Below are 15,596 nucleotides of genomic sequence, written 5' to 3'. Positions count from 1 at the left end.
TGATTACTCCATCAGCTTGCGTATATCAGACAGCATGGCGTCGGCCCAGATTTGATAGCCCTTGGCGGTCGGATGCAGGAAATCACCCATCACTTCCGGCGACATTTCACCGTTCGGCTGCAGGAAGCTGCTGCAGTAGTCGTGGAAGATCACCTGCTTACCGTCGCCCAGCGTGGCGACCAGTCGATTGAGCTCCACCACCTGCAAGCGCGTAGGGCTATTTGAAAACTGCCCGAAAGGCAGCACGGCGTTGAGCAGGATACGGCCATCCGGATACAGTTTGCGCAGCTGCGCTACCACCGCCTTCACGCCATCGAAAGCCTGCTTCGGCGTCGCATTGCAAAAGCCGAGGTTATTGACGCCCACCGTCAGCACCACCAGCTTGGGATGCAGCTTTTCCGCGTGACCGTTCTGTAAGCGCCACAGCACGTTGCCGGTATGATCGCCGCCGATGCCGAAATTGGCAGTGCGCCAGCCGCCGAACGAACGGTCCCACACCTCGCGGTTCCAGCCCTGCGTGATCGAGTCGCCGACGAACAGCAGATCCACGCCACCCTTTTCCGCCACGGCGACGTCTTCCTCGAACATCTGCTGCCACTGCTCGCGCGACATCCACGGGTAGCTCAACTTGCGTGGTGCAGGCGTGGTGCCGCATGCCGCACCATCCACCGCCTGCGGCTTGAGGCGCAACAGCAGCGCGCTATGCGGCGCCACCTTGGCTTCCAGCTTCTTGCCAGTGTCGCCCGATTTGCCACCCCAGATATCACGCCAGTCGTAGACCATCTGCTTGAAGTCCGCCTCGCGCTTGCTCAGGTCATCGCTCAGCTGGTGCGCCTTCCAGTCGTAGTTCACGTTGGCCGCCTGCTCGCCGCGATTCAGCACCATCACCGCCCACTCGTTGTTCGCCAGCGGCTTGGCCCAGTATTCCAGCTGGCCAGCGTCCATGAACTTCCACGCCTGTATGCCCGCCTTGTCCTGATTGATCGCGATGACATCCTTATTGGACAAGATACGGCGTGTGGATTCCGGCATGCTGCGCAAGTCATTGCCCAAGATGAGCGGCGACGCCATCATCGCCCAGATGGCAAAGTGCGCGCGGTCCTCATCCTCCGTCATGCCCATGCCGACTTCCAGCATGTCCATGTCGTTCCAGTGGCCCGGCCCAGCGAACTTGCGCAAGCCCGCCTGCTTGTCGAGGATGCGCAGCACGCCTAGCGACGACCAAGAGCCGTGACTGAACTCGCAATCCCAGCATGGATAAATATCGCCGGTGGTGCGCCACGAGTGGCCAACATCCGTCGCCCACTCCCACGGTTTGTTGTCGCCCCACTCGCACATGCTGAACAACATCGGCCGGCCCGCACTGCGGATGGCGTCGCGCATGGTGGTGTAGGCGCCGACCGCGTTCAGGCCTTTGCTGTCGCACCAGTCGTACTTGACGTAGTCGATGCCCCACGACGCATACGTGATCGCATCCTGATACTCGTGCCCACGGCTGCCCGGACGGCCGCCGCAAGTGGTTGCACCAACGTCGGAATAGATGCCCAGTTTGAGGCCTTTGCTGTGCACATAATCCGCCAGCGCCTTCATCCCGGACGGGAAGCGCTCCGCATCGGGATGGATCACGCCATCCTTATCGCGCTTGCCGTGCCAGCAGTCGTCGATGTTGACGTACTCGTAGCCCGCGTCCTTCAGCCCAAGCTTCACCATCGAATCCGCCGTGTCGCGGATCAGCTGTTCGTTGATATTGCAGGCGAAGGTGTTCCAGCTGTTCCAGCCCATTTGCGGCGAGGCGGCCAGTCCGTCGAACTTCTGCGCGTGCACGTTGAAGCTGGCGGCCAGCGCCAGCAAGGCCAGGAAGCGCTTCATCGCTTGATTGCGTGCAGGCGGTCCGCATACTCCTTGATCAGCAACAGCGAGCTGACGTCGGAATCGAATACCGAATACAAGCCCTGCTCTTCCTGCGGCGGATCGCCGACGAAGTCATTACCCGGCTTCCACCAGTAATCCGCGTTGGCTGCGCGGCCCGCGCCGCCCCATGCCCAGAAATTGAAGCCGGCAATCGGATCGCCTTTCGCCGCGCGGGTCGAGATCACGTCGAATACTTCGCGGTAGAAGCGGTCACGGATCTTGGTGGTGGCCTTGATGCTGAACGACGGGCCATCACGATCGAGGCCGAATTCTTCCAACACGATAGGCTTGCCCAGCTTCTTGGCCAGCTCGATGTGCGTGTTCAGGTAATCGCGGCTCTTGCCGATGGCGTTATCCCAGGTGCCGCTTGGGTTGTTGGAATCAAACCAGCCCCAGTTTTTCGGCCACAGGTGATAGGTCAGGTAGTTGATATTTTTCGTGCGGTGGGCGTCGAGGTAGAGCTGCGCATCCTGTGCCGAACCAGCCAGGCCTTCGCTACCGCTGCTGACCATGTGGTTTTTGTCGAGGCTATGGATGTAGCCCGCCACGTCGTCGATCCACTTCACATAAACAGCTTTTTCTTCCGGCGTCGATTTGCTGTTGCCCGGACGTGGCTCGTTGGCCAGCTGCCATGACAAGATGTGTGTGTCCTCGGTGTACGGCTTGCCGGTGATGGTGTTCACGCGCTTGACGATCTTGGCGATGACGTTGCGATACTCGGCCTGCGCAGCGGCGTTGCGGTAGAAACCTGCATTCTTCTGCATGAAGGTTTCATAGTCCCTGGTCACGTTCGGGTCCAGCGCCGGCGTGCCTTCGAACCAGTTCAGGTACTGCGTCATGCCGCCCGACCATTGCCAGAAGTTGTTCAGGTAAAGCACCACCGTCATATCACGCTTGGCTACTTCCGCCATCAGGAAGTCCAGGCCTGCCAGCAGGTTCTCGTCGTACTGGCCCGGTGCTGCGGTGGTGGCCGGGCTGACGGCGCTCGTCATCTCGGTCTTCTCGGACACCGCCAGCACGCGCAGGTTGTTGATGCCGAGGGCCTTCATGTTGTCCAGTTCTTTCAGCAGCCGCGCGCGCTCCCCCACGCCGCTGGCTGCGCCGAGATAGCCGCCGTACCAGAAGTTAGCGCCGACGATGTAGTAAGCCTTGCCGCTGCGGGCGAAGTGGGTGTTTTTGACGGTGACAAAGTCGTTGCCCGCTGCAGGTGCCGCCTCGATCATGCCGGCCGCGCCGATCATCAGTGCAGCGGCACAAAATTTATAAAGTTGTTTCAAGTTTCGCTCCTTGGTTTTTTATTTGCCTGCTACGTTCAGCGTGCGCTGCGGCAGTTGTATGGTGATGCTGGCGGCTTTGACATCCGACGCGTCTTGCGCCAGCAGGACTTTGTAGCCGCCCTTGGCGATGCGCCAGGTCTTGCTGCGACTGTCGTACACGCCCAGCAGGCGCGGGTCGACGGTCACGCTGACTTCCTTGCTTTCGCCCGGCGCCAGTTCCACCTTGTCCCAGCCAGCGAGACGCTTAGGCGCTTCCCACTTGGCGTTCAGCGGCGCCACATACAGCTGCGGCACGTCCTTGCCTTTCACTGCGCCGGTGTTGGTGATCTTGAAGCTAACCGACAGCTTGCCGTCCTTCTGGCTGGCCACGAGTCCCGAGTACGTGAACTGCGTGTACGACAAGCCGTGACCAAACGGGAACAGCGGCTTGAGTCCTTTCAGGTCGAACCACTTGTAGCCGACCGCCGCGCCTTCGTGATAATTGACGGTGAAGCGCACAGCTTCATTTTTCGGATCGCCATCCAGTTTAGGACGCGGCAGCTGGCTTTCCGCCGCTGGGAACGTCGCCGGCAAGTGTCCCGACGGATTCACCTCACCAAACAGTACGCGCGCAATCGCTTCGCCACCGGCGGTACCCGGATACCACGCCTGCACAATCGCCGCCGCCTGGTCTACCCACGGCATCAGCACCGGACCGGAAGTCTCCAGTACCACCACGGTATTCGGGTTGGCCTTGGCCACACTGGCGATCAGCGCGTCCTGATTGTCCGGCAGCGCCAGCGACACCGCGTCCAGCGATTCGCCTACCCACTGCTGGCCAAACACCAGCACCACCTCCGCACCCGCTGCTGCTTGCGCTGCGGCGGCAGGATCTTTGCCATCGTTGTAGACCACTTGCGCGCCCGGTGCACGCGCCTGTATCGCCTTCATCGGCGAAGATGGGTGATACACCACAGGTCCCGGCCACACAGTCGGCTCAATACCCGGCACGGCGTTGCCGCCGACCGGATACACCAGCGACGAACCGCCGCCAGCCAGCACGCCCACATCAGCATGCGCGCCGATGATGACGATTTTCTTCGCATTGGATTTCAGCGGCAGCACCTTGCCCGCGTTCTTCAGCAAGACCATGCTCTCTTCCGCGTCGGCGCGGCTAACCAGCTTGTGCGCGTTGAAATCGATTGCACCACCTTCCGCAACAGGGTTGTCCGCCACGCCCTTGTCGAACATCGCACGCAGCACGCGGAACACCATGTTGTCGAGACGCGCCTGCGACACGTGGCCATTGGCCACTGCTTCTTCCAGCGCGCCGCCGAAGTACTGCGACTTGTCGAACTCCCAGCCCGACTGCTGGTCCAAGCCCGCGTTGGCCGATTCCACCGTGCTGTGGGTCGCACCCCAATCGGTCATCACGTAGCCTTTGTAGCCCAAGTCTTTTTTCAGCACTTGATTCAGCAGGTAATCGCTCTCGCACGCATACACGCCGTTCAGGCGATTGTATGAACACATGACCGAACCGGGATCGGATTGCTCCATCACGAACTGGAAGGCCAGCAGGTCGGACATGCGGTTACTCGCATCGTCAATACGCGAGTCGAGCACGAAGCGGCCGGTCTCCTGGTCATTGACGGCGTAGTGCTTGGTGGTGGCGATGATGTGGTTCGACTGGATACCCTTCACCTGCTGCGCCACCATGGTCCCGGCCAGCAGCGGATCTTCGCCTGCGTATTCAAAGTTGCGGCCATTGCGCGGTTCGCGCAACAGGTTCACGCCGCCCGCCAGCATGACGTTGAAACCGGAAGCACGCGCCTCCGCGCCGATCATCGCGCCGCCCTGGTAGGCCAGCTCGCGGTTCCACGTCGCAGCAGTGGCAAGGCCGGAAGGCAACGAGGTGCGTTCACGCGGGGTCTTGGTCGCTTGGGTGGCAACGCCCAAACCGGCGTCGGTCTCGAACAGGGCCGGCAGGCCGAGACGGGGCACGCCTTCGATGTAGCCGGCAGAGGAAGGCAGCGCTGCCGGGTGTTTCTTGGTCTTGTTGCCAAAGTCGGAGCCGAAATGGCCCAGCACATATCGAAGCTTTTCCTGTTGCGTCATCGCTTTCAGCGCGAGTTCCGCGCGCTGGTCGGCGCTCAACGACTTGTCCATCCACGGTTCCGCCGCCTGCGCCGACATGGCAGCCAGGGCGAGTGCGATCGCCAGTTTCAACTTCATACAGTCTCCTTTTTATGATGCTTGTTTTTGTAATGTTGAAAAGATTCTGCATAGTTGCCGCACGCGGGTCAAACAACATGCGAAATTTGGTCGCAGTTTAGCCATCTTCACTAAACGCAGTCTGTTTAGTAAATTGCGCTAAACTCAAAGGCTAAGTCGATGAGTTGTTTGACCGTCATCGGAAGCCTATGCAAGACTTCAATCACATCGGGGAGACATAAGAAAAATGGCCACCAACGTAACGATCAGGGATATCGCCCGCGTCGCTGGCGTGTCGGCGGGTACGATTTCGCGCGCATTGAAAAATGAGCCCGGCCTGACCGAAGCCACGCGCCAGATGGTGCTGGAAACCGCGCGTGAACTGGGCTACGATTTTTGCAAGCTACGCCCGAAACGCCTGCGCCGCCTGACGTTCCTGCTGCATCGCCACCATAACACGGCGTCCAGCAGCCCGTTCTACTCCCCAGTGCTGCACGGTGCGGAGGAAGCCTGCCGCAAGCAAGGGATTGTGCTGTCGTTCATGGCGGTGGGTCCGGCCGATGGCCTGATCGATCAAATCCGCATGCACGCGCCGGACGGCATTGTGTGCGCAGGCTTCTTTGAACCGGAGACCTTGAGCGCGTTGCGCTCGACCGGCAAGCAGCTGGTGCTGATCGATATGAAGCTGCGCGGTTACAGCTCGGTCAATCCGGACAATATGATGGGCGGCTACCTCGCCACTAAACATTTGATCGACACCGGCCGCATGCGCGTCGGCTTCATCTCCGGCCCGCTGTCGCATTACTCAATCCGCGAACGCGCGCGCGGCTACCGGCAAGCGCTGTTCGAAGAAGGCATTCTCGCCGATCCGCGATTGGAAGCTCATCTGCCGGATGGCGTGGACCTGGAGACCGGCGCATGGGAAGCGATGGAGCAGCTGCTGGACCTGCCGCATCCGCCGGACGCGGTGTTCTGCTACAACGACAGCGCCGCACTGGTGGCGATGCGCTGCTGTTTAGCGCGCGGCATGAAGGTGCCGCACGATATCGCCATTGTCGGCTTCGACGATATTTCGACCGCCGTGCTGGGGCACCGTCCCCTGACCACGCTGCGCATCGATAAAAAGAATTTAGGCGCATTGGGCGTAGAACTGCTGCTCAATGGCCCGCATGAAGAGCCGGTGGACAAAGTGTCGCCGGTGGAGTTAATCACCCGCGCCAGTACCGTGATGGACGGCTGGCGCCCCAAGAACCTGGTAACTTTCAAACGGACCTGAAGATGGCCCCTGATTTCCGATCGCGCACTACCCTGCTGAACCACATTCGCCATACCAAGCAATTCTATGATGCGCGCTGCACCGATCCTAGCGGCGGCCTGTATCACTTCTACAAAGACGACGGCACGATCTACGATGCGCACACGCGCCATCTGGTCAGCAGCACACGCTTCGTCTTTAACTATGCGATGGCGTGGCGACAGTTCGGTGATGCGAATGATCGGCAGCGGCTGCGCCACGCGCTGGCTTTCCTGCGCAACGCGCACCGCAATCCTGAAACCGGTGGCTACGCATGGCAGCTGGATTGGAACAACGGCGAGGGCCGCGTCACCGACGGCACCAATCACTGCTACGGCCTCGCCTTCGTGCTGCTGGCGTACAGCCACGCGCTGATGGCTGGCGAAACCCAAGCCGCACCATGGATCGACGAAACCTTTGAACTGATGGAGAAGCGCTTCTGGGATCCGCTGCATGGCCTGTACGCCGACGAAGCGAGCGCCGACTGGTCGCGCGTCGACGGTTATCGCGGCCAGAACGCCAATATGCACGCTTGCGAAGCACTGATCACCGCCTTCGAAGCGACCAACGATCGCGCCTACCTGCTGCGCGCCGAAACGCTGGCGCACAACATCGCCGTACGACAGGCGGCACTGGCCGACAATATGGTGTGGGAACACTACCATTCCGATTGGACCGTGGATACGGAATACAACCGCCACGACAAGAGCAATATCTTCCGTCCTTGGGGCTATCAGCCGGGCCACCTGACCGAATGGGCCAAGCTATTGCTGCTGCTGGAGCGCCACGGCGCGCACCTCGCTAATAATCCGAACTGGCTGTTGCCGCGCGCAGTGGAGCTATTCGATGCGGCGCTGGCCAAGGCGTGGGATCACCAGCACGGCGGCATCTACTACGGCTTCGCGCCGGACGGCAGCATCTGCGACGATCTCAAATACTTCTGGGTGCAAGCCGAGAGCATGGCCACTGCCGCACTGCTGGCCGCACGTACCGGCGAGGCGCGTTACTGGACCTGGTATGAAAAGATCTGGGCTTACAGCTGGGAGCATTTCGTCGATCACCAGCATGGCGCGTGGTATCGCATCCTCGGTGCAGACAACAGCAAGCTGACCGACGAGAAAAGCCCGGCCGGCAAAGTGGACTATCACACCATGGGCGCCTGCTACGAAGTGCTCAACGTGTTGAAGAAAGACTGAGATGAGCTTCCCTTCTTTTGTGGCGGCGGGCGAAGCGCTGACCGATATGATCGTGCAGGACGCCGCACAGCAGCAGTGGCTTAGCCAGGTCGGCGGCTCGACGTGGAATGTGGCGCGCACCATGGCCAAGCTGGATGTACCGACCGCGTTCGCAGGCGCCATTAGCAGCGACGTTTTCGGCGACGCGCTGTGGCAGGCCAGCGAAGCAGCGCGGCTGGACCTGCGCTTCCTGCAGCGTTATCAGAAATCTCCTTTGCTGGCGATCGTGCATCGCACCGATCCGCCAGCCTATTTCTTTGTCGGTGACGACAGCGCCGACCTGCACTTCGATGCGGCACAACTACCGGAAGGCTGGCGCGCGCACTGCAAGTGGGTGCACTTTGGCGGTATCAGTCTGGCGCGGCAACCACTTGCTAGCAAGCTGGTGGCGTTGGCCGAGCAGCTCAAGCGTGAAGGTGTGCGCATCAGCTACGATCCTAACTACCGCCTGCTGATGGACGCCAGCTACGACGCCACGCTGCGCCGCATGACGGAACTGGCCGACGTTGTTAAAGTATCTGAAGAAGATCTGGAAGGCCTGTTCCGCACCAGGGATATCAACGGTTCTTTCAACACGCTGCGCAGCTGGAATCCAGCTGCAACCTACTTGTACACCAAGGGCGGCGACGGCGCGGAGCTGCATGTGGGCAGCGAGAGCTGGTCGCTGCCGGCGCCGAAGATCACCATTGTCGATACCGTCGGCGCGGGTGACGCCAGCATCGCCGCGCTGGCGTGGAGCATGATGCATCGCGCTGATGTGGCGCCGTTGCAGCATCTGCAGTTCTCGGTGGCCGCCGGTGCTGCGGCCTGTCTGGCACAAGGCGCGTCGCCACCTTCGCTGGCCGATATCGAACGGCTGTTGTAAAACGATGTAAATCGTTTGGGACCTGGAGCAGCGTCATACGGGCGTCATATACGCCCGATAAGATTGCGAGCTTTGCACACTCTCCAGGTTACTCATGTCCTCGAAATCGCCTTTCACTCCATCCCGTCTGCAACTGGCATTAGCCGCCGCCGGCCTGTGCGCCCTCCACTTCTCCGCCATGGCGGAAGACGTTGGCGGTGCGCTGTCCACGGTCGAAGTTAAAGCCACCGTCGAGAAGAAAAAACTCGGCGACAGCGTCAGCAGCGGTGCATTGGGTCGCAAGTCGGAACTGGATACGCCCTTCTCCACCAAGGCCGTTTCCAGTGAAGAGATCGAGGACCGTCTCGCCACCAGCATTTCCGAAGTACTGAAATACGACGCATCGGTAACGGCCATCTCGCCGCCAATCTCCACCCACCCGGCCACCATCCAGATGCGCGGCCTGCGCCTTGATGACCTGAACGGCTACAAGATCGACGGCCTGGCCAACATCAACCGCGGCACCGAAATGCCGCTGGAGATGTTTGAAAGCGTGGAAGCCATGAAAGGCCTGACCGGCTATATGTACGGCTTCGGTTCGCCGGGTGGCATCGTCAACTATGTGAGCAAGCGTCCTACCACCAGCCCAAGCTTCAGCGCAGCGATGGGCTACCAGGAGAGCGGCGCGATTAAAGAGCATATCGACACCGGCGGCCGTCTCGGCGAAGAAGGCGGCTTTGGTTATCGCCTCAACCTGCTGCACGAAGACGGCGACCTGAAACAGGAAAGCGGTTCGATCAAACGCAACGCCGCAGGCCTGAACCTGGAGTGGCGCGTGACCAAGGACTTCGCACTGACCTACGATGCGATCTACCAGCGCCGCCACAGCGTAGGCGGCACCGATATCATCATCGCACCAGCCTACAAGATTCCAACGCCGATCGACGGCGACAGCAAACTGAATAGCGTCGGTGCAGGCAGCGATGTGGAATACACGCTGGCCACCACCGGCATCGAGTACCGCATCGCGCCGCAGTGGGTAGCCAATGCGTCCTACCGCACTTCGGATTCGACCCGCGTGTACAAGAAGGACCAGTACTACGTCACCAGCAACGCCGGCGATTACAAGGACCGCGTTACCTCCGAGCTGCACGGCTACCACTTCGACCAGGTGCAGGCCACCATCAACGGCAACTTTAGCAGCAACGATGTGGTGTTCGGTGTGATGTCGCAAAACCTCGTCTCGACTTCTTCGGTGGTGACGCCTAAGACCTATCTGGGCACCGGCAACCTGTACGCGCCGACCATCATCAACGTCTGGGGCATCAATTACAGCGGCGGTACTTATCGTGACGAGACCACGCGCCAGGAAGCGGTGTTCGCCAGCGACACCTTCAAGTTCAACGACAACTGGTCGATTCTGGGCGGCTTGCGCTACACGCAGTTCAGCGACAACGCCTACTCGAACAAGGGCGCGCTGACCGCCAACTACTCCGCCAACAAAACCACGCCGACCGTCGCGCTGATGTACAAGCCGGCCGCCGACACCACGCTGTACGCCAGCTACGTGGAAGCGCTGGAGCAGGCAGCCAACGCGCCGACGTCCACCGTCAACGCCAACCAGACCTTCGCTCCGATCAAGAGCAAGCAGTCGGAAGTCGGCGTGAAGACGGAGCGCAGCTGGTGGAACGCCACCGCTTCGCTGTTCCGCATCGAGCGCGGCGCGCAGTACACCAACGCCGCCAACCTCTACGTGATGGACGGCGAAACCAAGTACCAAGGCTTCGAGTTCAATACCGTGGTGCAGGCAGCGAAGAACGTATCAATCGAAGGCGGCATCATGCTGCTGGACGCGACGCTGGAAAACGCGGCCGCCGGCTACAGCGGCAAACGCGCCGTCGGTGCGCCGCGCCGCCAGGCTTCGGTACAGGCGACGTGGCGCGAAGTGGCGCCAGGCCTGGCGCTGCACGTGGGCACCCAGTATCTGGGCGAGCTGGCGATGGACGCAGCCAATGTAAACACGCTGCCGGCTTACACGCTGTTCGATGCGGGCTTCAACTACCGTCATCGCTACTTCGGCAAGATGATCAGCGTGCGCGCGAATATTTCGAACATCGCCAACCGCAAGTACTGGACCTACTATCAGGAGAACTACCTGAACATCGGCGCGCCGCGCACTGCCAGCGTCAATGTTCGCGTAGACTTCTAAATGATGAATACTGCCGCCCTCGCACTGTCACTGCTGTTGACGACTAAAACACCGTACGCGCCGCAGCAGGCCAGCGCCAGCTACGAAGCTCCACCGGCCGGCTACAAGGCCGTCTACACGCAGATGCTGGCGCGTCATGGTTCGCGGGGGCTGAGCAGTTTCAAGACTGATTTTGCGCTGTACAACTTGTGGCAGCTGGCGGAGAAGGAAGATGCCCTCACGCCACTGGGCCGCACGCTGGGACTGGACATCGAACAGATGATGCAGGCGAACGCGCTGCTCGGCTACGGTGTGGCTGGCATCAGCAAGCCCGGTTACGGCAATGAGACCATGCAGGGCATCGCCGAACACACGCAGCTCGCCGAGCGCCTGCGCGCGCGCATGCCGCAACTGTTCCGCGACGCCGAAAGCGGCAAACGGAAATTCGTCGTCGTCACCTCCGGCAAAGACCGCGCGGTCGATAGCGGCTATTTCTTTAGCCGCTCGCTGGTGCAGCAGCAACCTGCGCTCGCGCCGCTGGTCGATGCAGGCGTAGACCGCTTCACGCTCTACTTCCACAAACTGAATGCCAAGGACGATACGCTGGTGACGGAATCCAGCCTGGCCTACCAGCGCTGGGTCAAGAGCGACGAACTGCAAGCGCGCGAGGACGCAATCCACGCGCAGCCGCAATTGCACCCCGCCGCGCAGGCCACGCTGGCGCGCCTGTTCACGCCAGCCTTCATCGAAGCGCTCAACGCCGGCCAACGCAGCGCCGCCAACACCGGCACGCGCAGCTACACCAGCGCTGACGGCAAATTCACCAACACACTGACCGGCGACGGCAAGACCGTCATCGCCAACGCCACCGATGCGGCACTGGCACTGTACGAGCTGTATGCGGCCGCCGCCGACATGCGCGCCGAACTCTCGACGGACTTCAGCCAGTACATGCCGCCCGAGCAGGCCATCATCTACGCTGAAGCGGAAGACGCCATCGCCTTCTACGAAAAAGGTCCGGGCATCGCGGAAAACGGCGACGTCACCTGGCGCATGGCCGCGCCGCTGCTCGACGATTTTTTCAAAGAGACCGACGCCATCGCCGCCGGCGATTTATCTCACGCCGCCAAGCTGCGCTTCGCCCACGCAGAAATCGTCGTACCGCTGGCCAGCGCTTTCGGCCTACCCGGCATGTCCACCCAGCTGCCGCGCGCGACGACTTACAGTTACCAGGCCAGCAGCTGGCGCGGTGCGCAAGTCGCGCCGATGGCCGCCAATCTCCAGTGGGACGTCTATCAAAATGCTGCCGGCCGCACGCTGGTGCGCCTGCTCTACAACGAGCAGGAAGCTGACTTCAAAGCGGCCTGCAAGCACGCCAAAATCAGCGCCGCCAGCCACTTCTACGACTATAAGCAGTTGAAACGTTGTTATAAATAAAACCAAGATTATCAAATGTTCTATACCAAAAGGTATTTCTGGCCGAATAGCAACAATTAATACAAATCTACACTCGCGGATCGCTAGTTGCCGGTGCTAGACTCTGATGGTCACCAGACCTAAAAGAGAGGACGACACCATGAACCAGATGTCGAGACGCCAGTTCCTTCGGGTGACTGGCGCGACCATCGCGGGTTCGAGTATCGCGCTCCTCGGCTTTGCACCGGCAACGGCTTTGGCCGAAGTCCGGCAGTACAAGCTGGCGCGCAGCACCGAAACCCGCAACACCTGCCCATACTGCTCCGTCGGATGCGGCATCCTGATGTACGGCCTTGGCGATGGCGCCAAGAATGCAGCGGCCAGCATCATCCACATCGAAGGCGACGCTGACCATCCGGTCAATCGCGGCACCCTGTGCCCGAAAGGCGCCAGCCTGATCGACTTTATCCATTCGCCGAATCGCCTGCTCGCGCCGCAGTACCGCGCACCCGGCGCCACCGAATGGTCGCCGATGTCGTGGGATGATGCGCTGAACCGCATCGCTAAACTGATGAAGGCGGACCGTGACGCCAACTTCGTCGAAAAGACCGAAGACGGCAAAACCGTCAACCGCTGGACCACCACTGGCATGCTATGCGCATCGGCCAGTACCAATGAAGTAGGCTACTTAACCCATAAAACGATGCGTGCCACTGGCATGCTCCCATTCGACAATCAAGCACGTGTATGACACGGTCCAACGGTGGCAGGTCTTGCCTCGACATTTGGACGTGGTGCGATGACGAATCACTGGGTAGACATCAAGAATGCTGATGTCATCCTGGTCATGGGCGGCAACGCAGCAGAAGCACACCCTTGCGGGTTTAAATGGGTCACGGAAGCCAAGGCGCATCGCGGCGCCAAGCTGATTGTGGTCGATCCGCGCTTTACCCGAACCGCTTCGGTGGCGGACTATTACGTCCCTACCCGTACCGGTGCGGACATCGTTTTCCTGGGCGGTATCATCAACTACCTGCTCACCAACGACAAAATCCAGCACGACTACGTCCGCAATTACACGGACATGCCGTTCATCGTGCGCGAGGACTTCGCCTTTAACGACGGCCTGTATTCGGGCTGGGACGACGAGAAGAACAAGTACACGGACAAGAGCAGCTGGAACTACGAGATGGGCGAAGACGGCTTTGCCAAGATCGACCCAACGCTCGAACATCCGCGCTGCGTGTATCAGCTGATGAAGAAGCACTACGCGCGCTACACGCCCGAGATGGTGGAGAAAGCCTGCGGCGTGCCGCCGGAAAAATTCCATCACGTGGCCGAGGCGCTGGCATCGACCGCAGTGCCGGGACGCGCCGCGACCATCCTGTATGCACTGGGCTGGACCCAGCATTCGACCGGCGCGGAAACCCTGCGTACCGGCGCCATGGTACAGCTCCTGCTCGGGAATATGGGTATCGCTGGCGGCGGCATGAATGCGCTGCGTGGTCACTCCAATATTCAAGGTCTGACCGACCTTGGCCTGCTCACCAATATGCTGCCGGGTTATCTCACGCTTCCGGGTGAGGCCGAGCAGGATTGGGATGCGTATGTTGCCAAGCGCGCGCTGAAACCGCTGCGTCCCAACCAGTTGAGCTACTACAGCAACTCGAAGAAATTCCTAGTCTCCTTCATGAAGGCCTGGTGGGGCGACGCTGCGACCGAGGAAAACAACTACGCCTTCAACTACCTGCCGAAGCTGGATAAGCCGTACGACATGATGCAGGCGTTCGAGCTGATGATCCAAGGGAAGATGACCGGCTACATCTGCCAGGGCTTCAACATCCTGGCATCGGCGCCGGACAAGCAGAAGACCACCGATGCACTGTCCAAGCTCAAATGGCTGGTGATCATGGACCCGCTGCAGACCGAGACCTCCGAGTTCTGGAAACCGCACGGCGACTTCCACAAAGTCGATCCGGCGCAAATCCAGACCGAGGTATTCAGCCTGCCGACCACCTGCTTCGCGGAAGAACGCGGCTCGCTGGTCAGCTCCTCGCGCGTGCTGCAGTGGCACTGGCAAGGCGCCGAAGCTCCTGGCCAGACGAAGAGCGATCTGGAAATCATGTCAGGCCTGTTCCTGCGCATGAAGAAGGCGTACCAGACCGACGGCGGCAAATTCCCCGATCCTATTCTGAACCTGACCTGGAACTACGCTAACCCGGCCTCCCCTAGCCCGGAAGAACTGGCGATGGAGTACAACGGCAAGGCGCTCAAGGAAATCACCGATCCGAAAGATCCGACCAAGGTTATCCTGAAGAAGAACGAGCAGCTGGCAGGCTTCGCGCAGTTGAAGGATGACGGCAGCACGGCTTGCGGTTGCTGGATCTTCGCCGGTTCGTGGACGGCTGCGGGCAACCAGATGGGCCGCCGCGACAACAGCGATCCGACCGGTATCGGCCAGACGCTGAACTGGGCGTGGGCATGGCCGGCCAACCGCCGCGTGCTGTACAACCGCGCCTCCTGCGACCCGAAAGGCAAACCGTGGGATCCGACCCGCAAGCTGATTGCGTGGAACGGCACCAACTGGGGCGGCGCGGACGTGCCGGACTTCAAAGTGGATGAACCGCCGGAAAACGGCATGGGTCCATTCATTATGCTGGCCGAAGGCGTGGCACGCTTCTTCTCGCGCGACGCCATGGCGGAGGGTCCATTCCCCGAGCACTACGAGCCGTTCGAGTCGCCGATCGGGCATAACCCGCTGCACCCGAACAATCCGAAAGCCTTCAACAACCCGGCCGGACGCATGTTCCCGAACGACCGCAAGAAGTTGGGCAAGAAGGAGCAGTTCCCGCATGCGGCGACCAGCTATCGCCTCACCGAGCACTTCCACTTCTGGACCAAGCACGCGCGTCTGAATGCCATTATTCAGCCGGAGCAGTTCGTCGAAATCGGCGAAGCGCTGGCCAAGGAAGTCGGCGTGGTGCATGGCGACCGTGTGAAAGTGTCGTCGGGACGCGGCTACATCATTGCGAAAGCGGTGGTGACCAAGCGTATCAAGCAGTTGACCATCGATGGCAAACCGATGCACCACGTTGGCCTGCCGATCAACTTTGGCTTCAAGGGGCTCACTAAACCGGGCTACTTGGTTAACACACTGACGCCTGTTGTGGGCGACGGTAATTCGCAGACACCGGAATCGAAGTCGTTCCTGGTGAAAGTGGAAAAAGCTTAACGGCCGGAG

The 15,596-nt window shown here is 60.6% G+C and carries 9 protein-coding genes; 6 read left to right on the top strand and 3 right to left on the bottom strand.

What is annotated here, in order from left to right:
• Positions 1 to 3 precede the first annotated feature (3 nt).
• Genes GTP46_RS17450 through GTP46_RS17440 form a run of 3 tightly spaced genes read right to left on the bottom strand, consistent with a single transcriptional unit; the run spans position 4 to position 5,399 of the window.
• Entirely contained in the window at positions 4 to 1,869 is a 1,866-nt protein-coding gene (locus tag GTP46_RS17450) for a GDSL-type esterase/lipase family protein (RefSeq protein WP_161007918.1), read from the bottom strand.
• Positions 1,866 to 3,188 (bottom strand): glycoside hydrolase 5 family protein, encoded by a 1,323-nt coding sequence (locus tag GTP46_RS17445; protein ID WP_229258995.1) that lies wholly within the window; start codon positions 3,186 to 3,188, stop codon positions 1,866 to 1,868. The genes GTP46_RS17450 and GTP46_RS17445 overlap by 4 nt, the downstream gene beginning before the upstream one ends.
• A gap of 18 nt (positions 3,189 to 3,206) precedes the next feature.
• A complete protein-coding gene (locus tag GTP46_RS17440; RefSeq protein ID WP_161007917.1) occupies positions 3,207 to 5,399 on the bottom strand; it encodes a beta-glucosidase family protein in 2,193 nt (730 codons plus the stop codon).
• Positions 5,400 to 5,625: 226 nt separating this feature from the next.
• Between GTP46_RS17440 and GTP46_RS17435 the strand changes: the two genes are divergently transcribed.
• From GTP46_RS17435 to fdnG, 6 genes are all read left to right on the top strand, one after another.
• Positions 5,626 to 6,654, top strand: a complete 1,029-nt coding sequence (locus GTP46_RS17435; protein ID WP_161007916.1) for a LacI family DNA-binding transcriptional regulator — start codon at positions 5,626 to 5,628, stop codon at positions 6,652 to 6,654.
• Positions 6,655 to 6,656: 2 nt separating this feature from the next.
• Positions 6,657 to 7,868 (top strand): AGE family epimerase/isomerase, encoded by a 1,212-nt coding sequence (locus GTP46_RS17430; protein ID WP_161007915.1) that lies wholly within the window; start codon positions 6,657 to 6,659, stop codon positions 7,866 to 7,868.
• Between the two features lies 1 nt (position 7,869).
• Complete coding sequence (locus GTP46_RS17425; protein WP_161007914.1) at positions 7,870 to 8,772, top strand: carbohydrate kinase family protein; 903 nt, start codon at positions 7,870 to 7,872, stop codon at positions 8,770 to 8,772.
• Positions 8,773 to 8,866: 94 nt separating this feature from the next.
• Positions 8,867 to 10,960, top strand: coding sequence for a TonB-dependent siderophore receptor (locus GTP46_RS17420; protein ID WP_161007913.1), 2,094 nt, complete (start codon positions 8,867 to 8,869; stop codon positions 10,958 to 10,960).
• Positions 10,961 to 12,376 (top strand): histidine-type phosphatase, encoded by a 1,416-nt coding sequence (locus tag GTP46_RS17415; RefSeq protein ID WP_161007912.1) that lies wholly within the window; start codon positions 10,961 to 10,963, stop codon positions 12,374 to 12,376. It abuts the gene before it with no gap.
• Between the two features lie 139 nt (positions 12,377 to 12,515).
• Positions 12,516 to 15,587, top strand: a complete 3,072-nt coding sequence (gene fdnG, locus GTP46_RS17410) for a formate dehydrogenase-N subunit alpha (protein WP_161007911.1) — start codon at positions 12,516 to 12,518, stop codon at positions 15,585 to 15,587.
• Positions 15,588 to 15,596 lie beyond the last annotated feature (9 nt).

The sequence above is a fragment of the Duganella flavida genome, from assembly GCF_009857445.1.
GTDB lineage: Bacteria > Pseudomonadota > Gammaproteobacteria > Burkholderiales > Burkholderiaceae_D > Rugamonas > Rugamonas flavida.
This window is presented reverse-complemented; position numbering and strand designations above follow the sequence as displayed.